19 protein-coding genes and 3 pseudogenes are annotated in these 17,712 nt (G+C 40.8%); 18 read left to right on the top strand and 4 right to left on the bottom strand.

The window, feature by feature from the left end:
- The coding region (locus tag CYK47_RS12425) for a transposase (RefSeq protein WP_016165541.1) at positions 1–142 on the bottom strand (142 nt) is incomplete at its 3' end.
- A gap of 90 nt (positions 143–232) precedes the next feature.
- Here CYK47_RS12425 and CYK47_RS15905 point away from each other — a divergent pair.
- The 18 genes and pseudogenes from CYK47_RS15905 to CYK47_RS12340 form a co-directional block, all read left to right on the top strand.
- A pseudogene (locus CYK47_RS15905) lies at positions 233–472 on the top strand (transposase); the annotation flags it as partial.
- 3 nt (positions 473–475) lie between these two features.
- A pseudogene (locus tag CYK47_RS15900) lies at positions 476–697 on the top strand (zinc ribbon domain-containing protein); the annotation flags it as partial.
- Between the two features lie 167 nt (positions 698–864).
- Entirely contained in the window at positions 865–1,593 is a 729-nt protein-coding gene (gene phnF / locus CYK47_RS12415) for a phosphonate metabolism transcriptional regulator PhnF (RefSeq protein WP_122902166.1), read from the top strand.
- A gap of 39 nt (positions 1,594–1,632) precedes the next feature.
- Positions 1,633–2,505 (top strand): phosphonate ABC transporter substrate-binding protein, encoded by an 873-nt coding sequence (gene phnD / locus CYK47_RS12410; RefSeq protein ID WP_122902165.1) that lies wholly within the window; start codon positions 1,633–1,635, stop codon positions 2,503–2,505.
- Between the two features lie 39 nt (positions 2,506–2,544).
- On the top strand, positions 2,545–3,321 hold the full coding sequence (phnC, locus tag CYK47_RS12405) for a phosphonate ABC transporter ATP-binding protein (RefSeq protein WP_122902164.1): 777 nt from the start codon (positions 2,545–2,547) through the stop codon (positions 3,319–3,321).
- Complete coding sequence (gene phnE, locus CYK47_RS12400; protein ID WP_122902163.1) at positions 3,287–4,099, top strand: phosphonate ABC transporter, permease protein PhnE; 813 nt, start codon at positions 3,287–3,289, stop codon at positions 4,097–4,099. The genes phnC and phnE (CYK47_RS12400) overlap by 35 nt, the downstream gene beginning before the upstream one ends.
- A complete protein-coding gene (phnE, locus tag CYK47_RS12395; RefSeq protein ID WP_122902162.1) occupies positions 4,096–4,887 on the top strand; it encodes a phosphonate ABC transporter, permease protein PhnE in 792 nt (263 codons plus the stop codon). The genes phnE (CYK47_RS12400) and phnE (CYK47_RS12395) overlap by 4 nt, the downstream gene beginning before the upstream one ends.
- The gene (gene phnG / locus CYK47_RS12390; protein ID WP_122902161.1) at positions 4,884–5,339 is read left to right on the top strand and encodes a phosphonate C-P lyase system protein PhnG; all 456 of its coding nucleotides are present in this window, start codon (positions 4,884–4,886) and stop codon (positions 5,337–5,339) included. Before phnE (CYK47_RS12395) ends, phnG begins: the two co-directional genes overlap by 4 nt.
- A gap of 2 nt (positions 5,340–5,341) precedes the next feature.
- Positions 5,342–5,911: a phosphonate C-P lyase system protein PhnH gene (gene phnH, locus CYK47_RS12385; RefSeq protein ID WP_122902160.1), complete on the top strand. Its 570-nt coding sequence runs from the start codon at positions 5,342–5,344 to the stop codon at positions 5,909–5,911.
- A gap of 1 nt (position 5,912) precedes the next feature.
- Complete coding sequence (locus CYK47_RS12380) at positions 5,913–7,022, top strand: carbon-phosphorus lyase complex subunit PhnI (RefSeq protein ID WP_122902159.1); 1,110 nt, start codon at positions 5,913–5,915, stop codon at positions 7,020–7,022.
- Complete coding sequence (locus CYK47_RS12375; RefSeq protein ID WP_213072430.1) at positions 7,019–7,912, top strand: alpha-D-ribose 1-methylphosphonate 5-phosphate C-P-lyase PhnJ; 894 nt, start codon at positions 7,019–7,021, stop codon at positions 7,910–7,912. Before CYK47_RS12380 ends, CYK47_RS12375 begins: the two co-directional genes overlap by 4 nt.
- Positions 7,912–8,742 (top strand): ATP-binding cassette domain-containing protein, encoded by an 831-nt coding sequence (locus CYK47_RS12370; RefSeq protein WP_122902157.1) that lies wholly within the window; start codon positions 7,912–7,914, stop codon positions 8,740–8,742. The genes CYK47_RS12375 and CYK47_RS12370 overlap by 1 nt, the downstream gene beginning before the upstream one ends.
- 11 nt (positions 8,743–8,753) lie before the next feature.
- Positions 8,754–9,482 carry a phosphonate C-P lyase system protein PhnL gene (gene phnL / locus CYK47_RS12365; RefSeq protein WP_122902156.1) on the top strand — a complete coding sequence of 243 codons (729 nt, stop codon included), beginning with the start codon at positions 8,754–8,756 and terminating at the stop codon, positions 9,480–9,482.
- Positions 9,479–10,639 (top strand): alpha-D-ribose 1-methylphosphonate 5-triphosphate diphosphatase, encoded by a 1,161-nt coding sequence (locus CYK47_RS12360; RefSeq protein ID WP_122902155.1) that lies wholly within the window; start codon positions 9,479–9,481, stop codon positions 10,637–10,639. The genes phnL and CYK47_RS12360 overlap by 4 nt, the downstream gene beginning before the upstream one ends.
- Positions 10,632–11,195 carry a phosphonate metabolism protein/1,5-bisphosphokinase (PRPP-forming) PhnN gene (gene phnN / locus CYK47_RS12355; protein ID WP_122902154.1) on the top strand — a complete coding sequence of 188 codons (564 nt, stop codon included), beginning with the start codon at positions 10,632–10,634 and terminating at the stop codon, positions 11,193–11,195. The genes CYK47_RS12360 and phnN overlap by 8 nt, the downstream gene beginning before the upstream one ends.
- A complete protein-coding gene (phnP, locus tag CYK47_RS12350) occupies positions 11,192–11,944 on the top strand; it encodes a phosphonate metabolism protein PhnP (RefSeq protein WP_122902153.1) in 753 nt (250 codons plus the stop codon). The genes phnN and phnP overlap by 4 nt, the downstream gene beginning before the upstream one ends.
- Positions 11,945–12,551: 607 nt before the next feature.
- Positions 12,552–12,911 carry a hypothetical protein gene (locus CYK47_RS12345; RefSeq protein ID WP_252150281.1) on the top strand — a complete coding sequence of 120 codons (360 nt, stop codon included), beginning with the start codon at positions 12,552–12,554 and terminating at the stop codon, positions 12,909–12,911.
- 259 nt (positions 12,912–13,170) lie between these two features.
- Complete coding sequence (locus CYK47_RS12340) at positions 13,171–13,758, top strand: DUF11 domain-containing protein (protein ID WP_164709193.1); 588 nt, start codon at positions 13,171–13,173, stop codon at positions 13,756–13,758.
- Positions 13,759–14,278: 520 nt separating this feature from the next.
- Here CYK47_RS12340 and CYK47_RS12335 read toward each other — a convergent pair.
- From CYK47_RS12335 to cysG, 3 genes and pseudogenes are all read right to left on the bottom strand, one after another.
- Positions 14,279–14,866 carry a TetR/AcrR family transcriptional regulator gene (locus CYK47_RS12335; protein WP_122902151.1) on the bottom strand — a complete coding sequence of 196 codons (588 nt, stop codon included), beginning with the start codon at positions 14,864–14,866 and terminating at the stop codon, positions 14,279–14,281.
- A gap of 24 nt (positions 14,867–14,890) precedes the next feature.
- Positions 14,891–15,999: pseudogene (locus tag CYK47_RS15825) on the bottom strand (Bcr/CflA family efflux MFS transporter).
- Positions 16,000–16,303: 304 nt separating this feature from the next.
- Positions 16,304–17,707: a siroheme synthase CysG gene (cysG, locus tag CYK47_RS12320; protein WP_122902148.1), complete on the bottom strand. Its 1,404-nt coding sequence runs from the start codon at positions 17,705–17,707 to the stop codon at positions 16,304–16,306.
- Between the last annotated feature and the right edge of the window lie 5 nt (positions 17,708–17,712).

Below are 17,712 nucleotides of genomic sequence, written 5' to 3'. Positions count from 1 at the left end.
GATTGGCTTCACGAATCCATTTGTCTAAAGTTGAATAACCCACACCTAATTTCTGGGCGATTGCAGCTATAGGTTCGTGGGAGTTTGAAAGTGCATAATCAATCGCTTGCTGTTTAAATTCAGGACTAAAACGTTTAGCCATTTCTTGAATCTCCAAAGATTAAAGTTACGTTATCTTTAGAGGGACGTGCTGTCCATTATTTTGGCTAGGATCAAGCAATATAATTATCACGTGAATAAACCTACTCCTAAAATCTATCGTACAACGTATTGGTCTACCTACAATAAAGCCTTGATCAATCGAGGAAATATATGTATTTGGTTTGATTCAGCCACCCAATGGTATGCTCCGTCTATCGTTAAACAAGGACGAAATCACACCTATTCTGATGCAGCCATTCAATGCTGCTTAATGATCAACTCTCTTTTTCACCTTTCTTTACGCATGGTGACAGGCTTTGTTCAAAGTCTGAATACAAGTCAGACTTGTAGTTCATGTGGTCATATTGCAAAAGAAAACAGGCTTACTCAGGCAAACTTTAGCTATGTTGAGTGTGGCTTTAGCGAGAATGCAGATATGAATGCTTCTCCTAATATTTTAGCGGTAGGACGTAACGTTTTGTCTGTGGAGGGAAGATGCAGTAAAGGTCGGCCTGCGAAGCAGAAAGCAAGCGAAATCTGTGAGGAAGTCGCCTAAGAGCTTTTGCTTTTAGAATACTCTACTTGAACATCGTGAAAGTGGTGGGAGTATGTCAAGTTAGTGCACCAGAAGAAGCATAATAATTCATCAAAATTAAATATAAACTTAATTTAAATGTCACATAAAGCGCTTAATTTAAACAACGCACATGTATAGATGTCTAGATGACAATGACTTTATTAAAACGCAACAGTACAGAAAAAATTTATAGCCAAATTGCTAACGTGCTGCGTCAAGATATTAGCCAGCACTATCAACCGGGGGATTGTTTAGCATCCGAATTTGAATTAGCTGAACGCTTTCAGGTGAATCGCCATACCATTCGCCATGCTATCGAAGCATTGATTCAAGAGGGTGTCGTTGAACGTCGCCATGGTAAAGGAACATTTGTATTAACTCAGCCTATTGACTATACCGTCGCAGCCAAAACCCGTTTTACACAAACATTGAAAAATTTAGGTAAAACAACTTCTATGCAGGTTCGACGCAAAGTGGTGATGCCTGCCGAAACTGGGGTTGCGCAACATTTAGCCTTAAAGCCCCGTGATCCTGTGATTTGTATTGAAACCTTACGTTTGGCAGATCAACAACCCATTTGTGTGAGCTCACATTATTTTCCACAGTGTCATTTTCCTGATTTTCTTGAGCTGTATCAAACTGGATCGTTACACGGCTTTATTCAACAACATTATGGATGGCCATTAAAACGCATAGAAAGCTTAGTCAGTGCAGTACTCCCGCAAGGTGACGATGCTGCACTATTGAGCATGCCTAAGTCCCAACCGATTTTACGGGTCAAAAGCATTAACGTAAACGAGCGGGATGGTACCCCACTTGAATACGCTTTAACACGGTTTTGTGCAGACCGAATTCAATTGCGCATCAATCTTTGAACGTTCCACCGATCAATTTACCTTACGAGAGTGATCTAAATGTATTTGAAATCTGCCCTTGCTGCAAGTGCACTCGCATTATCAATGCTGGCAACCAGCACCCAAACGATGGCACGCGATATTGTGATGGGTTTAATTCCTGCTGAAAACAATGAGGACATGATCCAACAATTTGAACCGATGCGTGCTCAACTTGAGAAAAAATTGGGCAAACGTGTAAAAGTCTTTACAGCAACTGATTATGCGGGTGTGATTGAAGCAATGAAACGTAAACGCGTGGATATTGCTTGGTTTGGCCCATTATCTTACTACTTAGCTGAACAAGAAGCAGGTGCTGAAGCCTTTGCTGTAGGTGTACGCAAAGGCAGTAAATCACATACCTATAAAACTGTCTTTGTTACGCAATGTAATTCAGGCATCAAATCAATTAAAGATATGAAAGGTAAGCGTGTTGCTTTTGTTGATCCCGCTTCAACCTCAGGCGGTTTGATGCCAACGTATATGATTAAAAAAGCCACTGGCCAAATGCCAACGCAATACTTTAGTAAGTTTACCTATGCAGGCTCACATGATGCTGCGCAACTTGCAGTTAAAAACAAAATTGTTGATGTTGCCGCAGACAGTGACATTACTTATAACAAAATGTTGGCATCAGGCATGATTAGCAAAAAAACCAACTGTGTTATTGCCGAATCAGCACCATTACCAGGTTCACCACTAGCATACCGTAAAGATCTAGATGCAGCGACAAAAGCTAAAATTCGCAGCGCAATTTTAAATGCACATAAAGAAATCAAAGTAGCTGGCTATGGTGATTTAAGTCATTACGCTCCTGTCGCACCAAAAGACTATCAAATGATTCGTAACATGGTGAAAGATTTAGGCTTACAAAAACAACAAATGATGAAATAAATGGGCCGCTGATGCGTGTCTAGGAATAGAGAAAATAAGATGTCTTCAATTTCCATTCAACAAGCAGTTAAGCGTTATCCCAATGGCTTTGAAGCTTTAAAAGGGATTAATACTGAGATTCAAGCCGGTAGCTTTACCGTGATTTTAGGCCCAAGTGGTGCGGGTAAATCCACACTCTTGCGCCTGATGAATGGTTTGGAAACGCCAAGTTCAGGCACCGTCGCTGTTGGCGAGCAAATCATTGATCAAAAAAATGTTCGTCAAATCCGTCACCATGTGGCGATGGTGTTTCAACAATTTAATTTGGTTGAACGTTTATCGATAGTGACCAACGTATTGACTGGACGTTTGGCGCACCGCTCTTGGATCAGTAGCATGTTTTATTTATTTAAACCCAGCGATATGGACATTGCAAAAAATGCCCTATCACGTGTGGGTTTAGTCGATAAAGCATGGAATCGGGCCGATAAGCTCTCAGGCGGTCAGCAACAACGTGTTGGGATTGCACGCGCACTTGCACAGCAGCCTCAAATTATTTTGGCTGATGAACCTGTAGCCAGCTTAGACCCGATTTCCAGTGAAGAAATTATGCAGTTATTGCGTGAGATCTGCTCGCGCGATCAAATTACTGTCGTCGTCAATTTGCATCAAGTGGATTTAGCACGACGTTTTGCTGACCGTATTATTGGGATGAACTCAGGCCAAATTGTATTTGATGGTTCACCTGAGCAGTTAGATAACATTGCCCTACAAAAGATTTACCACAAAGAGGGGGCCGAGTATGAAAGTTTTCATGCTGCGTTGGCCAACGCGTAGCGGTCTACCGCCTTTTGGCTTAGTTGCCCTTTTGGTGATTGCACTTTTGAGCCTGATTTTAACCGCCCCATTGGTTGAAATTGAGCTTGAGCGTCTTCGTCAATCTGTAGGTAATTTTTCTGAATTTATCGTCAATTTCATGGTTTGGCCAAGTTTTGATTATTTACCGACCTTAGGCGTGAAGTTATTAGAAACTTTACAAATGTCGTTCTTGGCCACCGCAATTGCAATCGTGATTAGCTTGCCCTTAGGTTTTTTGGCAGCACGAAATGCCACTTGCCATCCAGTGGTGTATCGCATCACGCGTGATGCGTTAAGCCTGATGCGTTCATTGCCTGAGTTGGTCTGGGCCTTAGTCTTTGTTTCTGCAGTTGGCTTAGGCCCTTTGCCTGGCGTCATGGCTTTGGCCTTTGTGACTGTGGGTTTTATGGGTAAGTTTTTTGCTGAAGCAATTGAAACGATTGATGCTAAAGCAGTTGAAGGTGTTGAAGCCCACGGCGCAAGTTGGATGCAAGTACGTTTATTTGCCATGTTTCCCCAAGCTTTTCCAAACTTGGCCGGCACCATGATGTATGTACTTGATCATAACGTTCGTGCAGCCACCATCTTAGGTATTGTTGGCGCAGGTGGTATTGGTTATGACATGGTAATGTCAATGCGCTTATTCCAATACGATCGTTTGATTTTAATTGCCTTGTCGATTTATCTGATTGTGACCTTACTCGATCGTCTATCTGACTACTTACGCAACCGTATTATTCATGGGGCTAAGCAATGAGTTACAGTCAAATTCAAATCAAATTACCAGCTAAACCTAGAAATCCATTCCCTGTATGGGTGGCATTGGCTTTCATCACCTTATGGTGGGTTATTTGGGATTTAGAAATCTCCTTTGAAACCCTCGCCTACGGTGTCTCAGATATGGCTGAATATTTCAGCCGTTATGGGCAACCTGATTTTTCTGAGTTGTCTAGATATCTAGAACTACTTGGGGTCACACTGGCTACCGCCTTATGGGGCACAGCGATTGCGTTTGTGATTGGGTTTATGATTGCACCGTTTGCTGCGCGTAATTTTACCCCTCACCCAACTTTATATTACATCAGCCGTGAATTCTTAAACTTTACCCGTGCCTTACCTGACTTATTGTTGGCATTAATCTTCGTGGCAGCCATTGGCCTAGGGCCTTTAGCAGGTGCACTTGCATTAGGCATTCATACCGCTGGTTTCTTGGGTAAATTCTTTGCTGAAAGCTTAGAACAAATTGACAAAGGCGTATGTGAAGGCGTTGCTGCAACCGGTGCAAACTTTCCACAAATGGTGATGTATGCCGGCTGGCCAAGCATTTTACGTGAAGCGCTTGGTTATGTGTTGTACATCTTCGACCGTAATGTACGTATGGCCGCAGTTTTAGGCTTGGTCGGTGCAGGCGGTATTGGACTTGCACTGCACGACACCTTACGTCTGTTTAACTATGACCAAGCCGCAGCACTGATTTTAATTATCTTACTTACCATTTTAATCATTGATTATCTTTCAGCTTGGCTCAGAAAAAAATTAACATGATAAATATTCCTCAAAAAGATTGGATTCGTGCACTAACAGCACATCCAACACAAGACTTAATACAACTTTCTGAAACACTGACACGTGATGCAACTGTCTCTTTACTACAGTTGCCTCAAGCAGGCTTAGGTTTAGTCACCCTACAAGAAAGTGCTTTTCATGATCAATTCTATCTAGGTGAATTCCCGTTATCGTCATGTCAGGTTGAGCTGCATTATGGAGCTGATGTCTGTGGCATAGGTCATGCACAAGTCATGGCTGACGATGCGGAGCTTGCCAAAGCCTTAGCAATATTAGATGGCATTTTGGCGCATCAACTGCCCAACTGGCAACAGGCTGCTCAATTTTTAGAGCAAGGTCAAGTCAAGCGTAGCCAGATTGATCAACAACGTAATCAGATATTGGCTAAGACCCGTGTGGATTTTGCCACACTTGATGCAGTGGAGCCTTAATCATGCACCTCGAACCCATTTGGCAAGCCCCCGTTCAGCAGCAGGTGTATCGTGAACTGCTCGATGCATTTTCTTATCCAGGTCAAGTGAAAAAACTGAATGCTTTGATTACTGATCATCATGCTTTAAATGCGGTATTAGCCACTTTACTTGATGGTGAATCACGTTTAGCAGATATCACAGGTCAATTAAAACCTACACATTGGTCACTATTACAAGCACAAAACGTTGAGGTCGAGGAGGCACAATTTATTGTGGCTGACGGCAAGCAATGGACTGGGCTTCATCCGAATTTGGGCAGTTTAGCGTCACCTGAACACGGTGCAACGCTAATCCTAATAGTAGATGGCTTTTATTCCCAAAGTGATGCTGTAAGCCTACATCTCAAAGGTCCTGGAATTGCGACGACAACGATGCTTGAAGTCAAGGGTTTAAGCCAACAATGGCTTGAGCAACGTGCCCAATGGAACCAACATTTCCCATTGGGTGTAGACATGATTTTAGTCAGCCCAAATGCAATTGTGGCACTTCCACGTACCACGCATATTCAAGTGCAGACCAAGGAGAACTAAGATGAGTTATGTTCCGATTAAAGGCGGTGGTCAAGCCATTGCAGGCGCTGCAGCTGTGACTGAATTTCTAAGAACTGAGCAAGCCTTACACCAGCCAAATACGCAAGCTTTAGATCTTCAAACTATTCAATTTCAGCTGCGTCACTTAGTTGATCGTGTAATTTCAGAAGGTGGGGTTTACCACCCTGAACTTGCAGCATTGTCGATTAAACAAAGTTTAGGTGACACCTTAGAAGCTGCATTTAGCTTACGTGCATGGCGCTCAACCCGTCCACGTTTATGTTCAACTCCTGCACTTAATACCAGCAAGATGCGCGTGATTCGTCGTATTTCAGCGGCATTTAAAGATATCCCAGGTGGACAAATGCTTGGGCCAACCCCTGATTATGCTCTGCGCTTATTGCGTATGGAACTCATCAATGAATCCGATGCAACGTTTCAACACTATGCCAAAGAATGGCTGAGACAATCCAATCCTGCTGCGGCTACTCCCATCAGCTTTCCTAAAGTGATTAGCGCCTTGCGTGCAGAAGGTTTATTACCAGCACTAGAAACTGATCGTACAGCACAAGCTTTTGATATTACCCGGGAACCTTTAATTTTCCCGGTGTCACGTTCGGCAACTTTAGCCACCATGGCACGTGCTGAAACAGGTTCATTGTTAGCGCTTGCTTATTCCAATATGCGTGGTTATGGCGACGTCCACCCCACTGTGGCTGAGCTGCGTGTCGGATATGTACCGATTATGTTGCCACATGCAGTGACTGGTGAATTAATTGAAGCGGGTGAAGTATTGGTCACAGAGTGTGAAGTGATTGCCATGTATGAAGCCCAAGACGATGCCAAACCTGTGTTTACCTTAGGCTATGGTGCATGTTTAGGTCATAACGAAGTCAAAGCAATATCCATGGCGATTTTAGATCGTGCTTTGCAAAAAGGCCAAAAAGATGGGCCAAGTAACCCATCAGAAGATGCTGAGTTTGTGTTATTGCACATTGATGGCGTAGATTCAATGGGCTTTGCCTCACACTACAAGATGCCACACTACGTCACTTTCCAATCTGATCTTGATCGTTTACGTACCGCACAACAACAAGAGGCATGCACATGAATGCTCAGCTCAATCCTTGTGTAAAAACCGCTTATAACTTTGGTTTTTTAGATGAATATGCCAAAAAAGAAATTCGCCGTGTCACCTTAAAAGCCATTTGTATTCCCGGCTATCAAGTACCCTATGCATCACGTGAAATGCCGATGGGTCGTGGCTTTGGTACCGGTGGCTTACAACTCAGCCTTGCATTAATTGGTCAACAAGAACAGGTTAAAGTGATTGACCAAGGGTCTGATGATTCTGTGAATGCTGTGAACTTGCGTCAATTTATTGAAATGACCTGTCCAGGGATTGATACCACCACACGTACCCAAGATGCAACATTAATTCAATCACGCCATCGTATTCCTGAACAGCCTTTAACAGAAGAACAAATCTTAGTTCTACAAGTGCCGTATCCTGATCCTTTAGTGATTGTGGAACCCTCAGAAGATAAACGTAAAATGATGCATGGTGAAGCGAATTATTCTCGTTTGTTGGTGAAATTGTATGAAGATATCGTGCAATTTAATGAAATTACCATTTCACATCGTTATCCGACCAAGATTAATCAACATTATGTGATTGATCCCTCCCCGATTCCACGTTGGGATGTACCTAAACTGCACCAATCAAAAGCATTAATTTTATTTGGTGCGGGTCGTGAAAAGAAAATCTATGCAGTACCGCCTTTTACACAAGCCGAACCCTTAGCTTTTGAAGATCAACCCTTTCGTGTTGAGAACTTTGATGATGCCTCAGGCCAGCGCCGTGCCTGCGTCCGCTGCGGTTGTCAGAATTCATTCTTAGACGAATTTACCCAAGAGACAGGTCAAAAAATTTATCAATGTTCAGACAGTGATTGGTGTGAGCAACAACTCGCACGTCGTTCTGAAGCAGGAAATTCATAATGAAAAAAGTACTCTCTGTCCGTAATCTGAGTAAAACCTATGGTACAGGTTGTCCCTTATGTATTGCTTCCACCGGTCCTGAGGCTGAAACCAACGTCTGTCCACATTGTGGCAGTGTGGTTGCGATCCATGATGTCTCTTTTGACCTGTATGAGGGTGAAATTTTAGGCATTATGGGCGAATCAGGCAGTGGCAAATCGACTATTGTCAAAAATTTGTATTTCGATCAAATCCCTGAATCCGGCCAAGCCACCTTTTATGATGCCAATCAAGCCCATCCTTTATTTGAGCTGAACTCTGCACAACAACGCTGGCTAAAAAACCATCGTTTTGGCATGGTCTATCAAAATCCACATTTGGGTTTGAATTTTAATATCAGTGCCGGTGGCAATATTGCAGAACGCTTATTGATGAGTGATCTGATGCACTATGGCGAAATTCGCAAACGTGTCAAAACACTTTTAGCCCGTACTGAAGTCTTACTCTCACGTGTAGATGAATTACCGCGTAATTTTTCGGGCGGTATGCAACAACGTGTACAGATTGCTAAAGCGCTAGCCACCCAACCACCATTGTTATTTTTAGATGAAGTCACTACCGGGCTCGATTTGTCAGTACAAGCACGCATCTTAGATTTAATTATGGAAATTCAACAGGAATTAAATACCGCGATGATTGTGGTGACTCATGATTTGGGCGTGATTCGCTTATTGGCAGGACGCACTTTGGTCATGAAATATGGACGCATCATTGAAACAGGTTTAACGGATCAAATTTTAGAAGATCCGCAGCATGCCTATACCCAACGTCTTGTCGCTTCTGCGCTATAAGGAAGATTTACATGACCTCTCTTATTCTTGATGTGAAAAATTACAGTAAATCATTTCATTTACACGAACAAAATAAAGTTATTCCTTCATCACATGAAGTCAGCTTTCAAGTCTATGCAGGACAACTAACTGCATTGATTGGTCCAACAGGTGCGGGTAAATCTTCAATTTTGAAAGGGATTTACCGAACCTACTTGCCGACTGCAGGGCATATTTTGTACCACAGTGCACAAGATGGGTGTCTTGATTTAGCATGTAGTGATGAACATCAAATTCTAGCGCTGCGCCGTCACGAAATTGGTTTTGTCACACAATTCTTGCATTGCTTACCACGACAAGCGACCCTCGATGTGGTTGCGACACCCTTGTTGCAACAAGGCATACGTGCTGAATTGGCTCAAGAGAAAGCTAAAGAACTACTCCATGCGATGAATCTGCCTGAACGCTTGTGGCATATCTCTCCTGCTACCTTTTCTGGGGGCGAGCGCCAACGCGTCAATTTGGCTCGTGGCTTGATTTCACAACCACGCTTACTACTGCTTGATGAGCCTACGGCAAGTCTAGATCCCAAAACAGCAGAAAAAGTAATGGGACTCATCCAAAACCTAAAACAATACGGCACAGCCATGTTGGCCATTTTCCATGACCCAAACATCACCCAACAACTTGCTGATCATATTGTAGAACTGAGTCCACCGCCTGCTCACACCACCCTTTCCAAGGAAAAACAAATCGCATGAATACCGCTTACTACTTACATAATGCACGCTTAGTATTAAAAGACCACGTCCTTGAACACGGCGCAATTTTAGTTGAAGATGGTGTGATTCAAGCCATTAATCCAAGCATTGTTGCAGATCACGTACAACACATTAATCTCAAAGGTCAAACCTTAATTCCAGGTCTTATTGATTTACACTGTGATGCATTAGAAAAAGAAGTGGAACCCAGACCAAAAGTGCATTTTCCACTCAGATTTGCATGCGCCCAAGCAGATAAACGCAATGCCAGCAACGGGATCACCACGGTTTTTCATGCCATTTCATTTGCCAATGATGAATTTGGCGTACGTAATAATGAAGTGGCAAGAAATATTGTACAGACCATGCGCGAGTGGAATGAAAATGCCTTAGTGGATAACCGAATTCACTGTCGTTATGAAGTAACAGATCCCACAGCACTTGATGTATTGCTTGCACTCATCGACAAAGATGCTATTGATTTAGTGTCGATTATGGATCATTCACCTGGCCAAGGTCAGTTTAAAGATGTTAATGCTTTTAAAGAATATTTATCAAGAACTTATAAAAAAACTGAAGCTGAACTTGATGCCTTAATTGCCAATAAAATCGCGCAATCTGAGCTCACTTTAAGCCGTATTGAAACCTTAATTGCCAAGGCTAAAGCACACAATATTCAAATTGCCTCACACGACGATGACTGTCCTGAAAAAATTGACTTACTGCATGGCTTTGGGGTGAAAGTTTCTGAGTTTCCAATTAATTTAAGCGCAGCACAAGCAGCCAAAGCCAAAGGCATGCGCACGATTTTTGGTGCCCCTAACATCTTGCGTGGTCAAAGCCAATCAGGCTCTATGCGTGCACTCGATGCCGTTAAAGCCAACGTTGCAGATTGCTTATGCTCAGATTATCACCCAGCGACCATGTTAAGTGCAGCGTTTCGTTTACCCCAGCTGACTGATATCAGCCTATCGCAAGCAGTCAATCTCGTCAGCTATAACCCAGCACAAGCAGCAGGACTGTTTGATCGTGGTGAAATTGCGGTCGGCAAACGAGCTGATTTAGTGTGTGTGGCCCAAATACAAGATGTTCTACAAACCCAATACGTATTCTCTGAGGGTCAATTAGTCTATCAAGCTGGATTTAACTATGCATAAGCCCCATGTCTTTTACCTCATGGGACCTTCTGGATCAGGCAAAGATGCCCTGATCCAGTGGGCCAAACAACATTTTGCTGCAGATGAAAATTTAGTTTTTGCACATCGTTATATCACGCGACCAATTGACCTGAATGAAAATCATATTGCTTTAACAGAAACAGAGTTTCTCACTCGACAACGTTCAGGTTTATTTGCGCTAACGTGGCAAAGTCACCAATTACATTATGGGATCGGTATTGAAATTGATACTTGGCTTTCGCAAGGTCATCATGTGCTCATCAATGGTTCTCGGGCACATCTAGAGCAAGCTCAAGCACGTTATAGTAACTTAATGCCGATTTTAATTGATGTTGATCATGACATTTTAGCGCAACGTTTACAGGCCCGTGGCCGTGAATCAATCACACAGATTGAGCAACGCTTGGCCCGTAATCAACAGCTTAAATCTTTGGATTCTCACGTTTTTGTTTTGCATAATAATACCAGTTTAAGTGACGCCGGCCATGGTTTGGTGGATTTTCTACATCAGCATATGTATAGAGAGCCTCAATGAAGTTTAGCTTTTTAGGCACAGGCGATGCAGCAGGTGTGCCTGTTTATGGCTGCGACTGTGCTGCGTGTCAACGTGGTACACACGACCCATTTTATCAACGTAGAAATTGCTCAGCTTTGCTTGAAAGCCAACAAAGTCGCATTTTACTTGATGCTGGACTCACAGATTTATGTCAGCGTTTTGCACCGAACTCTTTATCCGGCATTGTGTTAACGCATTTTCATCCTGATCATGTCCAAGGTTTATTTCACCTACGTTGGGGCAAAGGTTCAAAAATTCAGGTCTACTGCCCACCTGATCCTGATGGCTGTGCGGATCTGTATAAAAATTCGGGTTTACTTGAATTTATTTATCTTGAGCCATTTAAATCGCTCATCTTGGGTGATCTTCAATTCACCCCTGTGCCATTAATCCATTCAAAATTAACTTTTGGTTATTTGATTGAAAATCAAGTCGGGCACAAGATTGCCTATTTAACCGATACAGTGGGTTTACCTAAAAACACCTTAAACTTTTTAAGCCAATCTCCATTAGATGCTTTAGTGATTGATTGCTCTCATCCGCCCGAAGTCAAAGGTAGAAATCATAATAACTTAGCTCAAGTCTTAGATTTAGCTTCATATTTACAGCCTAGACAGACATGGCTAACCCACTTAAGTCATGACATGGATAGGTGGCTGATGCACAATCGACTACCTGATCATGTTGAAGTTGCACACGATCAACATATGCTTAGCTTCTGTGATTGATTTTGGGGAAATGTAAGGAAAATACGACGCCACATTCGGTATTTTGAACGGTGGCTCACCTTAAATAGGAAGGCTTAATTAATGTTAGTCATCAACGAAATTTTTGTTAAACAATATGGATTCAGACATGTTAAATACTCAATTTTCGTTAAGAAACCAAAAAATATATAATGTAATTTTTTGTTTACTTTCTGTTTAAAAATAAAGATCTCTTAATTTAAATGACTTATTCTTTTCTTCGATTATTTAGGCAGGATTAATAATAAAAAATTAAGAAAATCTAGATATAAATATATAATTGTAAATAAAATACCAATAAAAACATGATTTTAAAAAAATTATAATAGTATGTTCATCTAATTTTAAAAACAAATAAATAAGCTGATAAATCAACACTAAGTTTACAAAAAAACCTCTTTTTTATAATTTTTTATTTTATTTAGTAATTTTTTCGTGTAGAAATGCGCTCCTCTCTTACAAAAGATTAAAACTATGTCACAAAACTACAAACAAATGCGTAGTCTAGTTGCCTTCATCTGTCTTACTTCTGGTCTTTCAGTTACATACGCCAATGAAGGTCCATTAACTGCCAAAATGCAAGTTTTCCATGTTGATCAAAAGCAACAAAAAAAAGTTGCTTAAAGCTGATGAGCAAGTTAAGCCAAAACAAGTTCTGGAATATCAAGTGAGCTATGAAAACATTTCACAAAAAAGTTTAAAGAACTTGAAACTTAATTTACCACTTCCCCAGTCCGTAAGTTATTTAGGTCAAAGTTTGCCTACGGGTGCCCATGCATCATTAGATGGGAAAAATTTTGCACCTACCCCACTTACGCGCTTACAAAATGGCAAGCAAGTAAACATTCCTCTAAATGAATATCGTGCCCTTCAATGGCATATCACTGAGTTAAAACCTAAACAAAAAATTTCGGTTTCAGCTCAAGTTCGCGTTAACACTTCTGAATAATTTTTTAAATTGGTCAATTTTGACCTTCATATCGAGCACTACATGAATAAACATTTTACTCTTGGCAAAATTGCGACGTCTTTAACTTTATTGGGTGGCTTATCCGTTATAGCACCTCAAGCTATAGCTATAGTGCCACTTGCAGGGACCAACATCAGTAACGTTGCAACTGCTACTTACACAGATAACACAGGGAATGAGCGTGTCGTAACGTCCAACGAAGTAAAAACTCTAGTTGCACAAATCGGTAGTTTCACACTTGAAGCAGATCGCAACACCAAATGGCCAAGTCACATTCTCACACGTGCTAACGAACACAGGTAATGGTACTGATAAGTTCGCAGTAAATATTGAGGACTTCGATGAAGCAGGATCAACGTTCGATTTCAGTGCAGGTGGTAAGTTCTCAGTCTATTTAGATCGTAATAAAGATGGTCTTGCTGATAATCAAATTGCCTTGACTCCCTCTAGTCTTATTGAACTTAGTGCCGGCGAATCAGTAGGCTTAGTAGTTGTCGCTGTAACACCAAGTACAGCACTAGAAGGTCAGTTAGACAAATTAAAGCTCAGTGTAACAGCAGCATCTACCACACTATATACTGAGGTTTCAAAATCAAATATTGATACTACCCAAATTACTTCAGGTGCTGTAGTACAACTGACTAAAGCAGCCAATGTCAGTGTGACACAAGTGGGCAAAGAAATTGAATATACTTTAACCTTTAAAAATACAGGTAATAGTGCAGCTACCAATGTTGCAATCTTCGACGTATTACCAAGTAATGTAGACTTCATTAAAGGTTCCGCGTATTACAACGGAAGTAATACTGTTCATATATTGTTTTAACATTGCCTACTCCATTGGCAGATTGTTCCCTCCCCCTAAGTTAGTGAAATGTGCCTGATAAAGTCAGCTGTCAATTAAGAAAGCAGTTATATATATAATAGATAGCTAAACACCCAGATATATACAGAATATTTTAAGCTATCTGCATAGTAAGGTAAGATAGATATTATTTACGAACCCCCCAAAGGTTTGCAGATAATGGGCACGAACATCATCCCACATCTGGCACTATAAGTAGTTTGATCTGGCCTGTCTGCTGCTCAAATAAAATCCCAATCATCCAAGATATGTCTGCATTTTGTGCTAAATTTACTGCTCTAGGCACGAATAGCTTGGCATCCATATCACCATCGCTTTAACCATACTTCAACTAATTTACTTGTTTTTTCAACTTAGATACGCCGTGCTTTTTTCTCAAAGGCAAAGGAGTTAAATAAGATTAAAAAAATACATAAATACGTTGAACGCATTCTAATAGAGGCACTTCCTATACCCCATTTTTGTTCGAATAAAATATTCCTTAATCACATTCCATAATTTTTTGAATACTTTGTCTGTATAAATGCAGCATGGCCTGCAGACGTCTCTCATACATACGACCATCATATAAAAGTTCTACACTTAAACTATCTAATATGCCTAAATAAGCATCTGTATACATCTCTAGGTCTTCAGAGTTAGGCATAATTTTGCAGAAATCTTCCTGATATAACTGAATGATTTTTGCAATGTAAAGCTCATACACAGAGGTGACTTGTTCAATTAAATGGCTAGGTGGAACATATGCCATACGGGTCAAAAATTGATAAGTAATAGCGCTTTCATAACGTGGCTTAACTTCATAAAAATAAGTTTCACCAGGTAATTTTCCATCTGAAAATATATGAAAACATTTGCTGATATGTTCACACTCAATCTCAAGTGAGTCCTGTAAAAGTTCAGAGAATAGAGCATCTTTACTTTTAAAATGTGTATAAATTGATGCTTTTCGAATTCCGACAGTCTCGGCAATTGTACTTAAAGAGGCCCCCTCGTAGCCACTTAATACAAAATGCTCAAAAGCGACATCAATAATACGTTGTTTAGATTGAGAGCGTACTTTATTCACGAGGGGAAAATCCTAAGGAAAAGTTTAATGAGTAAATGCTTTTACAGACGCACCACGAGCACTCATAAAAACTAAAAATAAAATGAGTGGACCAATTGCACTCAGTAAGACTAACCAATATAGGGTATCAACTTCAACAAGTTGACCTGCAATAGGCGTTGCGACTGAAGAAAGAAGCATCGGGATGGCGCCTAATAAAGCTGCACAGGAGCCTAGAGCTGTTTGCTGTGAATCCATTGCAATGGCCATGAGCGTCGCTTCTAATACCCCAAGTCCAAATAACCCTAATGCAATTCCAGATACAATACCAATTAAACCCATATTCAACATATACATCGTGATACATGTAATGCTGCCTATCATCATGACTAGGGCCCCGATCATTGCTAAACGTGTAATATCCATTTTTTTTACAAAATAAGCAGAGGATGACGCACCTAATATGAGACTAATACTGGTTAAACCAAACACTAAACCAAATTGTTCACTACTTAGACCATATTCGGTTTGATAAACAAAAGACGATCCACCAATATAAGAAAATAAGAAAAAATAAACCGCTGACAAAGCAAGCAAATTAAAACTAAACGTCTTATTTTTAACAATACTCCAATAATTTTGGATAATGGATCTAAAGTCGAGGGTAATACGATCTTTGACTGCTAAGCTTTCTTTCAATGTAACTAAGGTATTAACAAAAACCATTATCCCCAGAAGACCTAAGCAACCATCACGCCACGCCACCCGTAGTGTGCTCCAATTACGCCACCTATAGCAGGTGCTACAATAGGGCCCAATGCAACAATAGTATTTAATAAGGCGTACAATTGTGCAGCTACAGCCCCTTCGGTGATATCTCGAACCATGCTCATAACAACTACAATGGCCATTGATGCACCAATACCTTGAAGGGCTCGTGCAAAAATAAGGCTTTCTAGGTTTAAAGCACAAGCAGCCCAAATAGATGCAACAATATAAGTCACAAGACCGAGTAATAGCGGAATTTTACGTCCAATTGCATCAGAGAAGGGGCCAAAAAACAGTTGCCCGACCCCCATAAAAATCAAAAATACGGTTAACGTAATTTGTGTAGAAGCATAAGAGGTGTTGAGATCCTGAGCCATATTCGGCATAGACGCTAAATACATATCAATTGCTGCCGGACCTAATGCAACAATAATAGCGAGGGAAATCGTGAGCTTTAACCCTACAGAATTTTTCATAACTTAAATTCAACTAACTACCGATCGGTAGTTTATATAGGATTAATATCATTTGATCAAGCCCCTTGATTTAAACCATGTTCAATCTTGAGGTAAATTTACTTACTATAAGTCACACACTTTAGAGGCCTCATGGATCTACTTAGGTGTATCATCTGCTCACTTATCTTTTAAGCCATTTAAAGCTTAAATAGCATGTGAGCAATCTCATACTTCATGATGAACCACCCAATTGTTGCCAATTCAATTGTTCTCTTAACTTAACCACTTCGCCAATGATGGTTAAAGTTGGTGCTTGAATCTCATGTAGTGAAACTTGCTGGCTAATTCCTGATAATGTACCTACAACTACTTTCTGTTCTGGTGTCGTTCCTTTAGAAATAAGTGCGACTGGCATATCTGGTCGTTGACCATGTGCAATAAGTTTTTTACAAATCATTTCTAAGCCCACTAAACCCATATACAGCACCAATGTTTGGTTTTCATATACAAGTTCTTGCCATGGCAACTCAGGAGACCCCTCCTTCAGATGACCTGTTAAGAAGCGAACACTTTGTGCATAATCACGATGTGTTAATGGAATTCCAGCATAAGCTGAGCAACCAGAAGCAGCTGTAATTCCAGGAACAACTTGAAATTTAATTCCTGCTTCACATAATTCTTGTATTTCTTCCCCGCCACGACCAAAAATAAATGGATCGCCGCCTTTTAAACGACATACTCTCTTGCCTTGTTGAGCATATTTAACCAACAGGGTATTAATACTTTCTTGAGGGACAACATGATGTGAACGTGCCTTACCGACATAAACCTTTTGGGCATCACGGCGACATAAATTGAGGATAGGGTCTGAGACTAAACGATCATAAACAATGACATCAGCTTGTTGCATTAAACGTAATGCTTTTAAGGTCAATAACTCAGGATCCCCAGGTCCAGCACCCACCAAATAGACCTCACCTTTGGGTATCTGCCATTCATTTAGGGCATTTCTCAGATGTTGTTCTGCAAGATCTAGATGGTCATTTAGTACATTGTCCTTAAAAGAACTCTCATATAAATTTTCCCAAAAAATACGACGCTGCTCAGGTTGAGTGATTTTTTCTTTAACTGTTTTACGCCATTTTCCTGAAAAATCGGCAAGTTTCCCAAGCGATTGTGGAATGGTGCTTTCTAGCTGAGTACGTAGTTGTCTAGCAAGTACAGGAGAAGTACCATTTGTTGCAATAGAAATCATGAGTGGAGAACGATCAACAATTGCAGGTACCATGAAACGGCAATGTTGGGTCTCATCTACTGTATTCACCAAAATATTTAATGCTTCACAGCAGTGATAAACATGTTGATTGATATGAGTATCATTGGTCGCTGTAATCACCCATCTATACGTGGTTAAATTTAATCCTTGCTCAATGGCTTCATTAAATGTGGTCGCAATATAGCGTCCGTGGTTGACTTGTAAGAGTTTATTCAATTCAGCATCAATATCAGGTGCGATCACTGTCACGCAGGCACCGGCTTGAATCAGTAACTGTGCTTTGCGATACGCAACTTTCCCACCACCAATAATGAGACATGTTTGTTGCTGTAGTTTTAAAGAAATCGGGAAAAAGTCCATTGTTC

It is taken from the genome of Acinetobacter sp. B51(2017), from assembly GCF_003711395.1.
Taxonomy (GTDB): domain Bacteria; phylum Pseudomonadota; class Gammaproteobacteria; order Pseudomonadales; family Moraxellaceae; genus Acinetobacter.
Note: the sequence above shows the minus strand (reverse complement) of the source record. Positions and strands in the feature narration are given on the sequence as shown.